17 protein-coding genes and 1 other annotated feature are annotated in these 18,474 nt (G+C 37.2%); of the genes, 14 read left to right on the forward strand and 3 right to left on the reverse strand.

Annotated elements, in window-relative coordinates:
- Nucleotides 1-204 precede the first annotated feature (204 nt).
- Nucleotides 205-510, reverse strand: a binding site (T-box leader).
- A gap of 161 nt (nucleotides 511-671) precedes the next feature.
- From J2Z32_RS17535 to J2Z32_RS17555, 5 genes are all read left to right on the forward strand, one after another.
- Nucleotides 672-1,394 carry a hypothetical protein gene (locus J2Z32_RS17535; protein ID WP_210090486.1) on the forward strand — a complete coding sequence of 241 codons (723 nt, stop codon included), beginning with the start codon at nucleotides 672-674 and terminating at the stop codon, nucleotides 1,392-1,394.
- A 69-nt stretch (nucleotides 1,395-1,463) separates the two neighbouring features.
- A complete protein-coding gene (locus tag J2Z32_RS17540; protein WP_210090487.1) occupies nucleotides 1,464-1,850 on the forward strand; it encodes a GntR family transcriptional regulator in 387 nt (128 codons plus the stop codon).
- 30 nt (nucleotides 1,851-1,880) lie between these two features.
- Nucleotides 1,881-2,768: an ABC transporter ATP-binding protein gene (locus J2Z32_RS17545; RefSeq protein ID WP_210090488.1), complete on the forward strand. Its 888-nt coding sequence runs from the start codon at nucleotides 1,881-1,883 to the stop codon at nucleotides 2,766-2,768.
- A 35-nt stretch (nucleotides 2,769-2,803) separates the two neighbouring features.
- Complete coding sequence (locus J2Z32_RS17550; RefSeq protein WP_210090489.1) at nucleotides 2,804-3,709, forward strand: ABC transporter ATP-binding protein; 906 nt, start codon at nucleotides 2,804-2,806, stop codon at nucleotides 3,707-3,709.
- The gene (locus J2Z32_RS17555) at nucleotides 3,702-4,991 is read left to right on the forward strand and encodes an ABC transporter permease (protein ID WP_210090490.1); all 1,290 of its coding nucleotides are present in this window, start codon (nucleotides 3,702-3,704) and stop codon (nucleotides 4,989-4,991) included. Before J2Z32_RS17550 ends, J2Z32_RS17555 begins: the two co-directional genes overlap by 8 nt.
- A 245-nt stretch (nucleotides 4,992-5,236) precedes the next feature.
- Here J2Z32_RS17555 and J2Z32_RS17560 read toward each other — a convergent pair whose 3' ends face one another.
- Genes J2Z32_RS17560 through J2Z32_RS17570 form a run of 3 tightly spaced genes read right to left on the reverse strand, consistent with a single transcriptional unit; the run spans nucleotide 5,237 to nucleotide 6,484 of the window.
- Entirely contained in the window at nucleotides 5,237-5,815 is a 579-nt protein-coding gene (locus tag J2Z32_RS17560) for a TetR/AcrR family transcriptional regulator (protein ID WP_210090491.1), read from the reverse strand.
- Nucleotides 5,816-5,829: 14 nt separating this feature from the next.
- On the reverse strand, nucleotides 5,830-6,141 hold the full coding sequence (locus tag J2Z32_RS17565; protein WP_210090492.1) for a DMT family transporter: 312 nt from the start codon (nucleotides 6,139-6,141) through the stop codon (nucleotides 5,830-5,832).
- A 1-nt stretch (nucleotide 6,142) separates the two neighbouring features.
- Nucleotides 6,143-6,484 carry a DMT family transporter gene (locus J2Z32_RS17570; protein WP_210090493.1) on the reverse strand — a complete coding sequence of 114 codons (342 nt, stop codon included), beginning with the start codon at nucleotides 6,482-6,484 and terminating at the stop codon, nucleotides 6,143-6,145.
- 340 nt (nucleotides 6,485-6,824) lie between these two features.
- On the opposite strand from J2Z32_RS17570, the gene licT reads away from it, so the two are divergent.
- The 9 genes from licT to J2Z32_RS17615 all read left to right on the forward strand — a co-directional run bounded on the left by licT (nucleotide 6,825) and on the right by J2Z32_RS17615 (nucleotide 18,460).
- On the forward strand, nucleotides 6,825-7,667 hold the full coding sequence (gene licT, locus J2Z32_RS17575; protein WP_210090494.1) for a BglG family transcription antiterminator LicT: 843 nt from the start codon (nucleotides 6,825-6,827) through the stop codon (nucleotides 7,665-7,667).
- Nucleotides 7,668-7,772: 105 nt separating this feature from the next.
- Nucleotides 7,773-9,716, forward strand: coding sequence for a beta-glucoside-specific PTS transporter subunit IIABC (locus J2Z32_RS17580; protein ID WP_210090495.1), 1,944 nt, complete (start codon nucleotides 7,773-7,775; stop codon nucleotides 9,714-9,716).
- Nucleotides 9,717-9,745: 29 nt separating this feature from the next.
- Entirely contained in the window at nucleotides 9,746-11,176 is a 1,431-nt protein-coding gene (locus J2Z32_RS17585; RefSeq protein ID WP_210090496.1) for a 6-phospho-beta-glucosidase, read from the forward strand.
- 30 nt (nucleotides 11,177-11,206) lie between these two features.
- Nucleotides 11,207-12,637: a glycoside hydrolase family 1 protein gene (locus J2Z32_RS17590; protein WP_210090497.1), complete on the forward strand. Its 1,431-nt coding sequence runs from the start codon at nucleotides 11,207-11,209 to the stop codon at nucleotides 12,635-12,637.
- 147 nt (nucleotides 12,638-12,784) lie between these two features.
- A complete protein-coding gene (locus J2Z32_RS17595; RefSeq protein WP_210090498.1) occupies nucleotides 12,785-13,363 on the forward strand; it encodes a TetR/AcrR family transcriptional regulator in 579 nt (192 codons plus the stop codon).
- Between the two features lie 93 nt (nucleotides 13,364-13,456).
- A complete protein-coding gene (locus J2Z32_RS17600; protein WP_210090499.1) occupies nucleotides 13,457-14,572 on the forward strand; it encodes an FAD-dependent oxidoreductase in 1,116 nt (371 codons plus the stop codon).
- Between the two features lie 122 nt (nucleotides 14,573-14,694).
- Nucleotides 14,695-15,543 carry a MerR family transcriptional regulator gene (locus tag J2Z32_RS17605; protein WP_210090500.1) on the forward strand — a complete coding sequence of 283 codons (849 nt, stop codon included), beginning with the start codon at nucleotides 14,695-14,697 and terminating at the stop codon, nucleotides 15,541-15,543.
- Nucleotides 15,544-15,650: 107 nt separating this feature from the next.
- On the forward strand, nucleotides 15,651-16,772 hold the full coding sequence (locus J2Z32_RS17610; protein ID WP_245251578.1) for an MFS transporter: 1,122 nt from the start codon (nucleotides 15,651-15,653) through the stop codon (nucleotides 16,770-16,772).
- A 362-nt stretch (nucleotides 16,773-17,134) separates the two neighbouring features.
- Nucleotides 17,135-18,460, forward strand: coding sequence for a 6-phospho-beta-glucosidase (locus J2Z32_RS17615; RefSeq protein ID WP_210090502.1), 1,326 nt, complete (start codon nucleotides 17,135-17,137; stop codon nucleotides 18,458-18,460).
- Nucleotides 18,461-18,474: the final 14 nt, after the last annotated feature.

Below are 18,474 nucleotides of genomic sequence, written 5' to 3' on the forward strand. Positions count from 1 at the left end.
TTGATTTCCTTATGAATGTTTAAGTGAGATTAGGTGGAAATCAATTTTAAAGGCGACCATTCCATTGCTCCACAATCCTTTGACCTTCGTTTTGTATCTCATAGGAGTTAAATGTTTGTACCTCTTAGCAGTAACCATTCATTTATTCATTTGAGATTGAGCCATTAAGTAACGCAAAAAAGCCCTCGCCCCTAAAATAAATATTTTAGAGACGAGAGCATAAGGTTCCCGCGGTACCACTCTAAGTATTAAGCTTGGAATCTACCTATATTCCAACTGATTTAATCTGTAATTACGCATCGTTAAGATGTAATGTCAGATTAAGCTTAATCTCTCGTATTCTGATAACGGCGTTTTGCCGGATATGCCTACTTCTTGAGCTTCCGCTTTCAAGTTTAAGCACACCATTTCCCAGACCCGTTTCATTGCTAACCTCCATACCGGCTTACACCAACCCGGCTCGCTGTCATGTCAGGCTCCAGCAACTACTGTTCTGTTCATTAATATTAACGATATTATTTTTGAATTTTATATTATTCTACACGGTTTAGTTCAATTGTCAAATGAGTCAAAAAATACTTGACGGTGTGATTAGCTGTGTATATACTGTGTATAAAGATATATACAGTAAGCACAGTGATATTCATCCTTGAAATGGGGGCTGATTTATATTGAATGGTTGGAAGCAAGGTTGGTTTATATTTAAGCGGGATGTAATTACAGACCGTTTGTATCTCATATGGAGCTTAGTTTTTATGATATATACAGGTGTGATGGTTGGCATTATGTTAGATGGTCAAACAAAGGCGTTTGAGATTTTAAGTCCTTTTTCAGACTTTATGCTGATGGTGCTTATACCGATGTCCGGGTTTTACTTTTCAAGACGATCGTTTCACTATATTCGCGATGACTCCTACACCAAGATGTTATGGTATTATCGTACGCTTCCAATTCCAATTGATACGATAATGAAAAGTCGGTTGATCCAATTAGTGAGCTCCTTAGTAGGAAATGGCCTAATTTTATACACAACCTTATATATTAGTTCTTCATATCTTCACACTGAGTTAAATATTGGACAGATGTTCTTGTTTATACTTACATGGAGTGGTTTTGCACTATTTATAAATGGGTTTTACATTTATTTCGAATTGTTATTTAGTGGTCGTAAATATTTATGGTTGACTTTTTTAATCCTCCTTTTCACGACAGCACTAGTTGTTACTTTTAATTTACTGGACTTTCACTTAACAACAGCCGTGATTCAATCTGTTAAAACGCAAGGAGCGGGTTCCACTTACATGTGGAGTATGATCGTTGTAGGTGTAATATTTTTAAGCATCATGCTCAGAATTGTGAGAAATAAGCTACAAATAAGAGATTTAAGACAATGACAATAAATGTACAGGTCAGAACAGATAAACAGATATCAAAGTTGTCGTGGCGGAGGTGAAATAAGAGAGGTGTGGATTCCCATTCAAATAAATGAACACAGCACTGAGCCATTATATGCCCAGATCGAAGCACAGCTACGCTCCCTAATTGTAAGTGGCCAGATTGAAGAAGGCACCTTATTGCCTTCCATCAGAGAGTTTGCAGGTAGCTTGAGTTGCAGTGTCATTACAGTCCGCCGTGTGTATCAGGATTTAGAAAACGAAGGCTTGTTACGCACGAAGCAAGGAACAGGTACATTTGTAGCCAAGGTGGGTAATGAGGAACGAGATGAATATAAACGCGTTGCCGTGAATGAGGCATTAGAGCTTGCTGTCGATAAGGGAAAGTCACTTCAATATTCAGCCGAAGAGCTCAAAGCATTGTTTATGGAAATTATAAATAGAAAATATAAATAAAAAAATACGTAAGCAAAGGGAGGGAGAAGCTTGCCAGAGTCGTTAGTTATTGAATTTAAGGATGTTGTTAAATATGGACGAGGGAAACAGATAGGCCCAATTAATCTACATTTTCCTGCAGGATATGTTACTGCATTAGTAGGTTCAAATGGAGCTGGGAAAAGTACGATTTTGCAAATGATGATGCAATGTATTTTGCCTAATGAAGGTACGATTTCTTGGTTTGGAAACCCACCAGAGCAACTGTCTATCGAGGTTAGACGTCAAATTTGCTATATTTCTGAGTTACCTTGCTCTGAGGAGGACTACATGACTGGCGCAGAAGTGGAACAATTCCGTGCTCAATTGTATCCTTTATGGGATCAGCAACGCTTCCAAGTTCTGATTAAGCAATTTGAAGTCCCTTTGCACGAGAAACTAAACCGAATCTCTAAAGGGGAAAGACGTAAATTTGAAATCATTTGTGCATTAGCTGCACGTCCTAAGCTATTAATATTGGATGAACCAACATCAGGACTTGATCCGTTTGCTTGGCGAGAGATGTTAAAGGTGCTCCAAAATGCAATGGAGCAAGAGGAATTAAGTATTATTTTATCAACACATATCGTTGAGGAAATTAAGCGACTAGCTGATTATATTGTGTTAGTCCATCAGGGACGTGCATTAGGTAGAGTTGAAAAAGATACTTTATATGGTGTATGGCAACGAGTATGGGTAAAAGGGATGACTGGTGAACAGCTTCAGCAAGCTGGGATTCAGTTATACGAAGAGGAGGGTGCTGGGCTTCATAAGGTGACGGTTCGTGAGTCTGAGCTACAGTCACTGTTGCCTAAGCTGCAGGATGGACAAATTATGAAGCAGGAAAGCTTAGACATTGAAGAGGTTTTGAAGCTATGGATCGATGGGCAGCAGCCTTGAAAATAAATTATTGACAGTAGAAAGAGGGAGAAAACATGACGAAGCCATTAGTTTTGAATCAGGTTGTGAAGGAGTTTGGATCGAAGCGAGCAGTAAATGAAATTTCGTTACAAGTGGAGCAAGGAGAAATTTATGGTTTATTAGGCGCAAATGGTGCTGGTAAAACAACAACGATGCGTATGGTGTTAGGTCTCATTTATCCTGATGCTGGTGAAATATTGTATCATGGTAAGCCATACAACAAGGAATTACAAAAAATGACGGGGTACTTACCAGAGGAACGTGGATTATACCCTAAGGTGAAGGTAAGTGAGCAAATTAAGTATTTGGCGAACCTAAGAGGTATGTCTACGGCAGATGCAGACAAAAGCTTGCGATATTGGTTAGATCGCTTTGAAGTACCAGAGTATTACGATAAAAAAATTGAAGAGCTATCCAAAGGAAATCAGCAAAAAATGGGCTTTATTGCTGCGGTTGTGCATAAGCCATCTATTGTTATTTTGGACGAGGCATTTAGTGGACTTGATCCCGTTAATGTTGAACTATTAAAAGCAACGGTGAAGGAACTGCGGGATGCAGGTACAAGTATTTTGTTTTCTACACACCGGATGGAGCATGTAGAGGAATTGTGTCGTCATATTACCATCCTTCATGCCTCTAACACAGTAATCCAAGGAAGCATTAAGGAAATCAAACAACGTTACCCGAGGGAAGAGGTCATTTTATATACAAGCTCTGAGGTCGACGGTTTATCAGAAATTCCAGGTGTGACTGCGGTTGAGCGTCAAGAAAGAGGATATTCGATTCGGATCTCTGAGGTGGCTGCTGCGCAACAAATTCTTCAAAAGGCAATGTCTGTGACGCAAGTAGAGCATTTTGAAATTAAAGAACCAACATTAAATCAAATCTTTATTAAAGAGGTCGGTGAATCTAATGAATAGAATGGGAACTGTAATTAAGTTTACTTTTATGAACAAGGTTAGAACGAAGTCATTTGTGATTACTACGTTAATATTTGCACTTTTAGTCTCAATTGGACTTAATGTTCCTTATTTCATTGATAAATTTTCATCGGGTAGTGATTCAGACAAAACAGTCATTGGTATCGTATACGAAAACCAGCCAGAAATTGCGACTAGCTTCAAGGCATATACTGATCAGCAAGCATTAGAAGGTTATTCCTTTGTTGATATTAAAGAAAAAACAAGTAAAGAGGATTTACAGCAGCAGATCAAAGATGAGAAAATTAAAGGTTACCTAACATTTGGTGAAGCAGATGCGTCTGGTTTTCCAGTTGTGAATTATACCTCAGAAGATAGCTCGATTGGCAACAATTTGCAGGTGGTGTTACAAGCTGCACTTGAAAATGTAAAAACACAATATATTACAAAAGGGTCGTTAAGTAGTGAGCAGATTGCTCAGCTAAACACTCCAGTTAAAATTGAAGCATTAAAGCTCCAAGAGCCAGGGGCAGACCAAGCAGGTAGTGATGGATCTGAGAAGCAAAATGTAATGAATTATGTCGCGGTATATTTGTTATTATTCTTGTTTTTCATGACGAGTATGATGACTGGAAATATGATTGCCGCAGAGGTTACAGCAGAAAAAAGCTCGCGTATTATGGAAATTCTAATTACAAGTGTATCTCCATTATCGCAAATGTTTGGTAAAATTATTGCTATGTTCTTACTTGGTATTTTACAGATTGGTATCTTTATTGGCGTAATCGCACTAAATATTATGCTACCACATAATTCGGCTGTATTAGCTAGTTTTAATCTAGATTTATCACAGCTCAATGCCGCTGTAATTTGGTTAGGCTTGCTATTCTATATTTTAGGCTACTTCCTTTACGCAACATTATTTGCAGCGATTGGTTCCATGGTAAGTCGTACAGAAGAGTTAGGGCAAGCAATTATGCCAATTACGATGTTGTCCTTAGCCGCATTTTATATCGGAATGTTTAGTATCACTGCACCAAACTCTATGTTACTTAAAGTCAGCACATACATTCCATTTATTTCACCTACGAGTAACTTAGTACGGATTGGACTTGGTGATATTGCACCATGGGAGATCATTGTATCTCTAGTTATCCTTGTCGTTTCCATTTTCTTCTTTGGTTGGTTGTCTGCTAAAATTTATCGTACTGGTGTGTTGCTGTATGGTAAACGCCCAAGCTTTAAGGAATTACGCAAGGCAATGAAGGCTTATAAAATTTAATTCGAATTAAGGTAACGTATTCATGTACTTTTGTTTTTACACAATTAGTGATGAACATATATTATCACAGTGATGTATTCTTTCAACTGATCAAAGGATTTTAGTGTTTGTAATATTTAGTGGAATAAATAGTAAACAGTGTATAGATGAAAAACAAAGTAGTATAGAGACTGCTGCAAGCTGTCCCTATACTACTTTAAAACAACTATGATAGATGTATCAGATAAAGATCATGCAAGTTCTATTTATTTCTGGATTCCTCTCCAAAATACTTTCCAAGTTTCTTCTAATTTGTTTTCATACTCATCTTGAGAAAAGTTTAACATCTGAAAGATCATTCCATCTATAACACACATAAATGAAGCGATAACTGTATTAACAGGTATAAATCTCTCTGGTTGACTGTCTATAGCTTTTTCGATAATTTTTTTAATTTCCTCTTCAGTTTGTTTGTAGAGTTGAACAAATGTCCCCCTAAATGGATCTGGAGGGAAAAGAAAATATCTATTGATAAAGTGTCCAAGATCATTCTCGTAGACATATTCATTCAATGATCTCATTAGCGTGTATAACTTCTTTTCTACGGAAAAACTCGAAATTTCATTTGATTGATTACGTACAAAATTCAAATAGTCATTAGTAACATAGTCACATACAATTCCAAACAATTCTTCTTTACTGGAACAATAGGCGTATAGTGAAGGAGCTTTGATGTCCACTTCAATGGCAATTTCCCTCATGGAGGTTTGTTCATAACCCTTTGTTGCGAATAAATGAAGAGCATTTGTTATAATTTTATTTCTTGTTACTTCACCTTTATTCAAAAAAATTCTCCACCTCAGACTAGTTTTAAGCCCACAATACTTACAATTATACCACCAACCATGATTAGCTTGCTAATGTTTCTAGGCTCTTTGAAAACAAACATTCCTAAGAGCACACTTCCTGAAGCACCAATACCAGTCCATATGCCGTAACCGATACTAAGAGGCACTTCTTTTAAAGACACGGATAGAAAGATGAAACTGGATAGCATAAAAATAATAAAGAGGATGGTTGGCTTCAGTTTTGAGAAGCCCTCTGTGAATTTTAAGCTTATTACTCCTCCCACTTCCATCAAGCCTGCAAACACCAAAAAAAACCAACTCATATTAATTAACTTCCTCTCTTTCAGGCTTATTAGATATAAATTTTAAACCCATAATGCAAGTGATCAATGTAATGACAAAGAAAATTTTAAGTACACTCACTTCATCTCCAAGGAACAGCATTCCAACTGCTGCGGTTCCAAATGCACCAAACCCTGTGAAAACTGCATAAGCTGTGGATACGGGCAAAACATTTAAGGCCTTGGAGAAGCAAAAAAAACTTAGTACCATCAGTATTAAGGTTGGTATAACCATGCCTATTTTAGTGAATCCATCCGAATACGACAGACCTAACGCCCAACCAACCTCTAAAAGTCCCCCAATAATAAGATAAAGCCAAGCCATATTAACTCTCCTTCTGTTTATAAAAATTTTTAAAATCTAACTAACGTTAGTTAGATTTTTTAATCCTAATATAGATTTAAGTTATATGCAATATGTAAATGACGTATTATTCTGAATAAGGTAGTGACGTATAAAACGTAGATAAAATGAAAAAACTAGTATAAAAAACACTATTGCTAAAACACAAGGTCACGATTACAATGGAAGTGTAAGTTATGGATAGTGATTGTTTAATTACAAGCTAGACCTGCTTGCACATCAAAATTAATTTACGCCATAGTGGCGTTTATTTTTGATGTGCAGACAGGTCTTTTTTATTTGGAAAATAGGGGGGAATGAGATGAATATCCTCAAAATTTTGAACAATAATGTGGCAGTTACTCACGACAAAATGGGTCAAGAAATTATTGTAATGGGCAAAGGGATTGCTTACCAGAAGAAGGTTGGCGATAGTCTGGATCAGCAAAGTATAGATAAAATCTATTCACTTTCTAATAAGGATGCCTTCGTGAAATTCCAGGAACTCCTGTCCGAAATTCCTATCGATTATTTTGAAGTGGCGGACCAAATTATAAATTATGCCAAGCTGACGTTAGGTAAAAAACTCAATGAGAGTATATATATATCGCTCAGTGACCATATTTTCTCGACTATAAGTCGATATAAAGAAGGAATATCGCTTAGAAATGCTTTGCTTTGGGATATTAAACGATTTTATGCAGACGAATTTCAGATTGGTTTGAAGGCGCTTCAATTCATCAAGGAATCTTTCGATATTCAATTTCCTGAAGATGAAGCAGGTTTTCTTGCATTGCATATTGTCAACGCCGAGACTCCAAAAGAAACTCAAGACATTTACAGAGTGACCAAAATCATTCAAGAGATCAGTGATATAGTTAGATATTTTTTTCAAATGGAGTTTGATGAACAATCCGTAGCATTTTTTAGATTTGTCACTCATTTAAAGTTTTTTGCTCAGCGATTAATCAGTGGAAACTTGCATGAGAGTGAGAGTGATACAGATCTATTAGATGTGATCAAAGAGAAACACCCGAATTCTTACCAGTGTGTGGGAAAAATCGAAACTTATATTAAGAACAACTACCAGTATAACTTAACAAACGAAGAGAAATTGTATCTAACGGTTCACATCCAACGTGTTGTGCACAAAACAAATTCATAGCAGTTTTCATTGAAGGAGGTGAGGTTTCTTGCAACGCAGGATGGTGACATTAAGTTGGCCAAACCCTTCACTAAGCTGTTTTAGCTAAATTTGGAGGAAAATAAAATGAGAAAATATCAACAGTTGGCCGAGGAAATTGTAAAGACAGTGGGGGGGGCTGAAAATGTTCGTGATCTCACTCATTGCATGACCCGGTTGAGATTTCAACTAAGGGATGATTCCTTACCCAACGATGAAGTATTGAAGCAAATGGATGGCATCGTATCCGTCATGCGTTCTGGTGGGCAGTATCAGGTTGTAATCGGCAATCATGTTTCCGAGGTGTACTCAGAAGTTACCCAACTAACTAAAGTGGGGGAAAAACCAACTACCCCAATAACAGATAAGGAGATCAAAAAGAAAAAACCCTTTGATGCCTTTATTGATGTCGTGTCAAACTTATTTCAGCCGATTTTGGGTATTCTGTGTGCGGCAGGTATGCTAAAAGGTTTTAATATTTTGTTTAACGCGATGGGGCTTTATACAGCTGATAGCGGAGCGTACATGATCATCAATGCTATGGGAGATGCATTGTTTATGTTTCTTCCTGTGTTTTTAGGATACACATCTGCTAATAAATTTAAAGTACAGCCTTTTACTGGGATTCTCATTGGACTGGCCATGTGTTACCCTGCTATTCAGTTGAATACCTTGGCAGCAACAAAAGAGCCACTGTATACATTGTTTAGCGGTTCAATTATAAGCTCTCCTGTCTATTTGGATGTGTTTGGTATTCCGTTGATTGGTATGAACTATACATCAACTGTACTTCCAGTCATCATCGTCGTATATTTTGCATCAAAAGTGCAGCGTGTGTTGGACAAGATTATTCCAAGTTTAATCAAGTTCTTTATTGTACCGATGCTCACGGTCTTTATTTCTTTAACCTTAGGTTTTTTACTGATAGGTCCTTTGGCAAACTACGGATCAGAGCTTATAGCACAGGGAATATTTGCTGTTCGAGATGCGAGCCCATTAGTAGCTGGATTTCTACTGGCATCCCTATGGCAGATTCTTATGGTATTTGGCCTGCATTGGGGAATTATCCCCGTCTATATTAACAACATCACAAGCTTGGGTTTTGACAACATATTAACTATGGCTTTTGCCACCACGTTTTCTCAAATGGCTATTACTCTTGCCATCATCCTTAAAACAAAGGATAAAAATTTAAAGGCACTCGGCATACCGGCAGCTGTATCCGCTCTATTTGGTATAACAGAGCCTATTGTTTATGGAATTACCCTTCCGCGAAAAAAATTGTTTATCATGAGCTGTATTGTTTCAGGTATTGCTGGCGGTTTTTACGGCTTCTATAACTTCAGAGAGTTTACATTTGGAGGACTGGGCATATTTGAATTTATGACCATGTTTGATCCGGCGAACCCAGGAATCGCGAATCTCATGATTGGTATTATTGGTGTTGTTTTTGCTATGGTAGCTTCGTTTGTACTAACACTTTTCTTGTTCAAAGATGATAAATCCAAGCCAAGCTCTGACAAAACGATAGAAGTACCATCTATACCAGAATCCAAACCAGAGTTGAAATCTGAGAAAAAACATACGATGCAAAGTCCTATGAACGGAGAAGTCATTCCTATTAAAGAGGTTCAAGACGAGGCGTTTTCGCAAGAACTTTTGGGCAGAGGAATCGCGATTAAGCCTGTGACCGGGGAACTATTTGCACCTTTTGATGGGAAGGTTGTTACATTGTTTCCTACAAAACATGCTTTTGGATTAGTGTCAGATGAAGGAATGGAAGTCCTTATTCATATCGGATTTAACACGGTTCGTCTGAAAGGTAAATATTTCGAGACCTTCGTACAAGAAGGAGACGTTGTTAAACAAGGACAGAAATTGGCTGAATTTAATATTGCCGAAATTGAGAGAGAAGGATATTCGGTTGAAACGCCAATGATTGTTACAAATACAGATAGTTATCTTGAGATTATTGAGACCAAAGGAAAACAAGTAAACGCGGGGGATGTTTTGCTTACAGGTTTGATTTAACAATTTTATCTTAGCAGGAGATGAGAGAAATGGGCTTCAAAGATGGATTTTTGTGGGGCGGGGCAACTTCAGCTAATCAATCTGAAGGAGCTTACAATGTGGACGGAAGAGGCATAGCAAATGTTGATTTATGTCCGACAGGTGATATCCGTGACGGTGTTCTTATGGGTAAAACGAAGATGTTTGATTTTGACGAGAACTATTTTTACCCTGGCAAAGCAGCAATCGACATGTATCACTATTACAAAGAAGACATCGCATTGTTTGCAGAAATGGGATTTAACGTATATCGGCTGTCAATTGCTTGGAGCCGTATATTCCCTAATGGGGATGAGCTGGAGCCAAATGAAGCTGGACTCCAGTTTTACGAAGACGTATTTAAAGAGTGTCAAAAGTATAATATTAATCCTCTGGTGACCATTTCCCATTTTGATGTTCCCATGCACCTTGTTAAGGAATATGGTTCTTGGCGTAACCGAAAAATGATTGATTTCTATGAAAGATTATGTAGGGTGATCTTTAAACGTTATAAGGGCTTAGTGAAATACTGGATTACGTTTAATGAAATTAACATGGTTTTGGAAGCTCCATTTTTATCATCCGGATTGTTCATAGAAGAACACGAAGATGCGGAATTAGTGAAATTTACAGCCAGTCATCATGAGTTGGTGGCCAGCGCGTTAGCTACAAAAATTGCCCATGAAATAGACTCTGAAAATATGGTGGGATGTATGCTAGCTAGCATTGCCCCATATGCCAGAACATGTGATCCAAAAGATGTATGGAAAGCAAAACAGGTTGAAAACCAGAGCTATTTTTTCATTGATGTTCAGGTTAGGGGTGAATACCCGGCATACACCCTTAAAGAACTGGAACGAAAAAATATTGTTCTACCATTCAAAGAAGGTGATCGAGAGTTATTGAAACAACACACCGTTGATTTCATAGGATTCTCGTATTACTCCTCCAGCGTAGTCAGTGCTGATCCGACACTCACGGATACAATAGGAGGAAATCTATTTCCAAGTTTGCCGAACCCGTATTTAAAGTCTAGTGATTGGGGTTGGCAAATTGATCCGTTAGGATTACGAATTACAATGAATAATATATATGACCGTTATCAGAAACCTTTATTCATTGTTGAAAACGGCTTAGGGGCTGTAGATGTTCCTGATGAGAATGGTTATGTAGAAGACGATTACAGAATTTCATATCTAAGTGAGCATATTCGTGCAATGCGAGATGCTGTAGAGTACGATGGCGTAGATTTGCTTGGCTACACCGTTTGGGGACCCATTGATATTGTAAGTGCAAGTACAGGTGAAATGAAAAAAAGATACGGATTCATCTATGTAGATCGAGATAATCAAGGTAAAGGAACACTGAAGCGTTCGAAGAAAAAATCTTTTGAATGGTACAAAAAAGTGATTAAGTCAAATGGTCAAGATTTAAGTATGTAACACTAATTAATGATGAGAGGATAGATGAATATGGCGTCACCATTTCCGAAGGACTTCCTGTGGGGCGGTGCAGTAGCAGCTAACCAGCTTGAGGGAGCTTATAATGTCGATGGCAAAGGTTTGTCAGTACAGGATGTAACGCCAAATGGGGTTACAACACCAAGAACAGAAGGTCCCACCGAGGATAATCTGAAATTGATTGGTATTGACTTTTATAACCGATATAAAGAGGATGTTAAACTGTTTGCCGAAATGGGCTTTAAAGTGTTCCGCACATCCATAGCCTGGTCTCGTATTTTTCCCAAAGGAGACGAACTGGAGCCAAACGAGAAAGGTCTGCAATTTTATGATGATCTGTTTGACGAATGCCATAAATACGGTATTGAACCGCTCGTGACGATTTCGCACTACGAGACGCCGTTGCATCTGTCCAAAACGTATGATGGATGGGTAAATCGTAAAATGATTGAGTTCTACGAACGTTATGTTACGGTGCTATTTCATCGTTATAAAGGTAAAGTCAAGTACTGGCTGACGTTTAATGAGATCAACTCTATTGTGGAAGAACCATTCATGAGTGGTGGTATATATACACCAAAAGAAGAACTTTCCGACCAAGACTTATATCAAGCTGTCCATCATGAACTTGTTGCAAGTGCCCTTGCGGTTAAACTGGGCCATGAGATTATGCCAGATGCGAAGATTGGCTGCATGGTGCTGAGCATGCCAACATATCCGCTCACGCCAAATCCAGACGATGTTGTTGCGGCGATGCAAGCAGAGCAGCAAAATGATCTTTTTGCGGATATTCATGCACGTGGCTATTATCCGAAATACATGAATCGTTATTTCAAAGCCAAAAACATCAATATTAAGTTTGAGGATGGGGATGAGGAAATTCTTAAACATACCGTAGATTTTATCTCATTCAGTTATTATTCAAGTATTTGTAAGAGTGGCGATCCAGAGAAGGGTAAGGAGACTCAAGGGAATCTGTTTGCAGGTATCGAGAACCCATATTTGAAAGCGAGTGAATGGGGTTGGCAGATCGACCCTCAAGGCTTGCGCTTAACTCTCAACAAATATTGGGATCGTTATCAAAAACCATTGTTTATTGTCGAGAATGGCCTAGGTGCGATCGATCAGCTAATTACGGATGAAGACGGTAATAAGACTGTCAAAGATGATTACCGTATTCAATACATGAATGACCATTTGGTACAGGTTGGAGAAGCTCTAGAGGATGGTGTAGAAGTTATGGGATATACGTCTTGGGGCTGTATTGATCTCGTAAGTGCGTCTACAGCAGAGATGAAGAAACGTTATGGCTTCATCTATGTAGATCGTAACGATGATGGTTCCGGAACACTGGAGAGGTATAAGAAAAAGTCCTTCCATTGGTATAAAGAAGTGATCAGAACCAATGGTGCAAATCTTATAGGAGTTACCAAGAAATTATAATTTAATTCATAGGCAAAACCTTAGGCAGGTAGCAATAGTAACCTGTCTTGGTTTTGCTTTTTTCTACTTATACTCTAAATGAACTTTTGATAATAACTCCGCATTATACTACTATAATAATTGTTAATAAACATAAGGAGTATTACGATGAGCGAACAGAAGAAAAAAATCATAACAGCAGCCCGGAATTTATTTCACACCAGAGGGTTTTCTGAAACTTCAATGAACCAAATTATTGAAGCTTCGGAATCCAGTAAGGGTAATTTATATCATCACTTTAAAAATAAAGAAAATCTCTTTGTTTTCATCCTTGAAGAGGATGCTAATCAATGGCTAGAAGATTGGAAACAGGAAGTTGAAAATACACAGGCTGATTCCAATCATATTTTATATGTTCTTGCAGATTATATAGCCAAGTCTAGAGGAAACCTTTATTATCATAAAACAACCGCAGAGTTCTACAGTAGTGCATTTAAATCAGACGAGATCACGGAAAAAATCAAGGAGATAGACAAATTATATTTTGATTTTTTTGTTAGTATTATTAAAGAATGTCAGGCGGTAAAACAAATTAATCCAGATGAAGATCCAAAATTGTTAGGATATTTTCTTATGTCCTTGTTATTTATAAGTAATGACTATAAACATTATAGTGATGATGTTGAAGTACAAGAGAATAATTATAACAAAAAAGCCATAGATATTTTCTTGAGGGGCGTAAAGTAAAAAAAGTCCTTCAAAAATAAAAAATTGATGTTTAATTTTTTTGTATTATAATTAGACCGAACGGTCTGTCTGCAAAATAAAGGAGGCGAAATAATGAATCACAATCATGTCATTATTATCGGAAGTGGTGTAGCCGGGATAGCCACAGCTTTATTTTTGAGAAAGGCAGGAATTGAAAGCGCCATTTATGAAGAAAGAACAGCTGAATTAGAAAAGGGGGCTGGTTTTTTACTTACTCCAAACGGTGTAAATGTTTTAGCTGAGATCGGTTGTAAAGACAAAGTCCTTTCAAATTCAACGATTATAAAAAGTATTTATCAAATAAATAGTGAAAATGAAGTTGAATCAATAACAAATAATTACAATGAAAAGCACTATAAATCCCCAATGATCAATGTCATGAGATCCAACATTGTTAAAGTCCTCTTGGAGGAAGCTCAGCATCAAGGAATCGAAATCAAGTATAATAAAAAGTTGATTTCAGTAAATCATAGTTCAAAATCGGTTGAAGCATTTTTTGAAGATGGAACCTCTGTCAAAGGTGATATTGTTGTTGGAGCAGATGGAACCTTTTCTAAAACGAGAGAAGCCGTAGCATCTGACGCTAAATTGGATTATAGCGGTATGTGGGGACTGCAGGGTGTATCGTATGTTGATGATTTCGAATGGGATGAATCAAGTGGTTATTTGTACTACGACGAGAATCTGTCCTTTGTGTTTGGGCAAGCGCACCCTACAAACAAGATAAATATCTTATGGCAAGCATTTTCAATAGCTCCTGAGAAACTACCAACAAAAGACTTTGAAAAAGCCTCCACACAAACGATCAGAGAGTTATTAAATAAAATGATGAAAGAATGGAAGGTCACAAACAATCTGTTTAAAATTGTTGAAAACACAGAGCAGATTTTCGCAAGAAGTATTCACGAAGTAAAGAATTTACCTACGTGGTCAAAAGGGCGCGTTGTTCTGGTTGGGGATGCTGTGCATACAGCTAATCCTTTTGTAGGTCAAGGAGCTTCATACAGCCTTGAAGATGCCATGGTCTTAGCAAAAAATTTAAGAGATCATGATTACCGGGATGCATTTTACTATTATGAAAAGGACCGAAGAAAAAGGACAGAGGAATTAAATGCTCTGTTCCTGAATACACACATGGAATTCAATATGGATAAAAAAATTAATGAATACAAAATCACATGGAAATAAGTACGTTCCAATATATAAAATCAAGCACCTATTATACTACCAATAACAGTCGCTATGATATAGCGGCTTTTATTTTGATAAAAATGAACTAATACTCAAAAATAAAGGGGAATTTGTAATATATGTTACGAAAATATTTAACCATCGGAGAATTTTCAAAATTAACGGAGCTTCCGAGTCGAACACTCCATTTTTACGATCAGAATGGTGTACTAAAACCGGAAAAGGTCGATCCAGAAACGAATTATCGATACTACAATGTGAGTCAAATGTTAGACGCTAATTTAATCAAAGCATTTAAATTTCTAGGTGTGCCTCTAAATCAAATAGAAGAAGTACAGACCTACTCACCAGAGCAGCTACTTCAATTTTTAAAAAAGCAAGAAGATGTGCTTGAGGAAAAGATAAGACAAATCAATGAAGTTCAGAAGAATTTACAGATCATGAAGCAAAATTTCACACAGCAATTCGTAGGGTCTACAAATAAAGAGGTATATATAAAGACATTTGAGGAGCAACATTTTCTGAAAATAATGATTACGGAGCCTTCTGAAATCGAAGTGTGGAGTCAGCTTTTGAATAATATAGTTCAAACCCATGAGCGGTTCAACAAACAAACTATATTCGGTGGGATTTTCTCATTTTCATCGTTTCATTCCTATGAAGCAATTAAATATGATAGCATTTTTATACCTGTCACGACTGAGATTGAGGAAAAATATTTACCTAGTAATATAGAGCGAATTACATTAGAAGCTGGTGCTTATGCTGTGATCTCATTTGCAATACATTCAGATAATTTTATAGAGATGTATAACAAGTTGAGACACTATGTAAAAAATCATCATTTAAAAGTAACATCCCCTGTTTATGAATATTTTTATCCGTTGAATTTTAAAATGAAGAACGCTTCATGTTTTGATATTGAGTTGAAAATTAAAATTCAAAATTATCCCTTGACTTTACACTAACTATAACCTTTAGAGTGTCAAATAGGTATTTTAAAGGAGGAATTTTTTTGGATAGGAATACAAAAATAGTGTTATCCATCTTACTAGGAAGTTTGTTCATCGCATTTATGGGAATAGGATTAGTTCTACCAGTCTTTCCAAAATTAATGCACGAATTAAACATTGATGGAAAAACTGTTGGTTTTCTGACAGCTATGTTTGCTTTAACTCAATTATTGGCTTCACCTCTTACTGGAAAAGCGACAGATCACTTTGGTAGGAAAATAATGATTGTGATGGGTCTGTTTATATTCGGGATTTCTGAACTATTATTCGCCATGGGTAATGAAGTTATTGTACTATTCATTTCAAGAGCTTTAGGGGGGATTAGTGCAGCATGTATTATGCCAGCGGTATCTGCTTTTATTGCTGATATCACTACAAACGAAACTAGGCCGAAAGCATACGGATATATGTCGGCAGCAATTAGTACAGGTTTTATTATTGGCCCAGGTGTCGGAGGTTTTTTAGCGGACTTCGGTATTCGGACACCGTTTTATGTCGCAGGAGCGTTAGGTATTCTATCGGGTATTATTTCATGGATTATTTTACGTGAGCCTAAAAGACATGAAGCAGAAGAATTCGCAATGGTCAAAAATAAGGGGAATATTCGTAAACTTTTAGTGCCGATGTTTTTAATGGCGTTTATTGTTATTTTCATTTCCAATTTTGGATTAATGAGCTTTGAAACATTTTACGGAGTATTTGTAGATAAAAAATTAGGCTTTTCTCCGAGAGATATTGCAATCTCAATTACGGGTGGCGCAATTATTGGTGCAATCATTCAGATTGCCTTATTTGAACGATTAACACGTTGGTTAGGTGAGATTAAACTTATCCGATATATGTTGTTATTTTCAGCAATAAATGCAGCAGTTTTTCCGTTTTTAAATAGCTATGCAATTGTAATTATTTCAACGATGTTGGCGTTCATCTTCTTTGATCTGGTTCGACCAGCCGTTACCACGTATTTAGCAAGTATAGCTGGACCAGACCAAGGGTTTGTAGGAGGAATGAATTCATTCTTTACCTCCTTAGCCAATGTCATAGCCCCAATTATTTGTGGGATCTTATTTGATATTGAGATTGCATATCCATTTTATTTAGCGGCGATTACAATCGCTTTTGGATTCGTATTAGCGATATTTTGGAAAAAACCATCTGAAGTGACTCTTGGAGCGCAGGTTTAATTTTACCTATTGTATTTTGAATTGCTCTGATCTTATTATCACATATTGCGCTTAAGATTGGCTTAGTAATGTTTATAGATACTTATTCGCAAATTATAAAGAAAGAATCGTGCGTTTGTTCTTTAACTAATCATAGATTCGAGAAGTGCTTCATTAAAAATTATAACATAAAGGATCATTATCTATCTTAGTAGAGAATGATCCTTTATGTTAAAAATAAATAATAAATATGCATGAAATCCAGAAGGAGGGCAACAACCTTTGTTAAAGAAAGAAATAATAAAAAGGTTTGACATGTAATGCGTTACATAAATTACAGTTAATTTAGAAACAAAAATAACTGCTAATTAGGAGGATTTGTCATGAAAAAGGGATTGAAAGTCGTAACGATTGGCGGAGGATCTAGTTATACCCCTGAACTTGTTGAGGGTTTTATAAAACGGCATCATGAATTGCCGATTAAGGAATTATGGCTTGTGGATATTGAGGCAGGCAAAGAAAAACTTGAGATCGTAGGTGCGATGGCGAAGCGAATGGTAAAGGCTGCAGGTATCGACTGCGAGGTTCATTTAACATTAGATCGTCGGGAAGCGCTTAAGGATGCTGATTTTGTAACCACTCAGTTCCGAGTTGGGCTGATGGAAGCACGTATGAAGGATGAAATGATCCCTCTTAAATACGGGATGATCGGTCAAGAGACCAATGGAGCAGGTGGAATGTTTAAAGCATTTCGAACGATTCCTGTTATTTTAAGCATTGTGGAGGATATGAAGGAGTTATGTCCAAACGCATGGCTCATTAACTTTACGAATCCAGCCGGAATGGTTACGGAAGCTGTGCTTCGTTATGGGGAATGGGAAAAAGTTATTGGTTTATGTAACGTGCCTATTATGGCTGTCAAAACAGAGTCTGCTATTTTAGAGAAGCAGGAAGAGGATCTGTTTTTCAAATTTGCGGGTATCAATCACCTGCACTGGCATAAAATTTACGATCGTGACGGGAAGGATTTAACTAGAGAAGCAATCGATAAGACCTATGGACCTGATGCAAAGCCAGAGAAAATGGTTGAAAATATTAAAAATATGCGATTTATATATGAGCAAATCGTGCAATTAGACATGATCCCTTGTCCATACCATCGCTACTATTATATGACGGATGATATGTTGAAGGAAGAACAACATGAGCTGAAGACAGAGGGGACAAGAGCTCAAGTGGTGAAACGCTTAGAGGAAAGCTTGTTTGAACTATACAAGGATCCTAATTTAGATTATAAGCCAAAAGAATTAGAGCAACGTGGTGGAGCTTATTATAGTGATGCTGCATGTGAAATCATTAATTCCATTTACAATAACAAAGGCACGCAGATGGTTGTGAGCACACGGAACAAGGGCGCAATCAATGATCTATCCAATGAAAGTGCAGTCGAAGTGACTAGCTTGATTACTGCACATGGCGCAGAGCCTATCCATTTTGGTTCCTTCCCACCTGCACACCGTGGTTTACTACAGGTGATGAAGGCAATGGAGGAGTTAACGATTGAAGCAGCAGTTACAGGGGACTATGCGACAGCATTACAAGCCTTTACCTTAAATCCACTTGTACAAAGTGGAGATACTGCTAAGGCGCTACTAGATGAAATGCTAGAAGCACATCGTGATTACTTGCCTCAGTTCCATCAGAAGTAATAGACATTATTAAA

Source organism: Paenibacillus turicensis (genome assembly GCF_017873435.1).
Lineage (GTDB): Bacteria > Bacillota > Bacilli > Paenibacillales > Paenibacillaceae > Fontibacillus > Fontibacillus turicensis.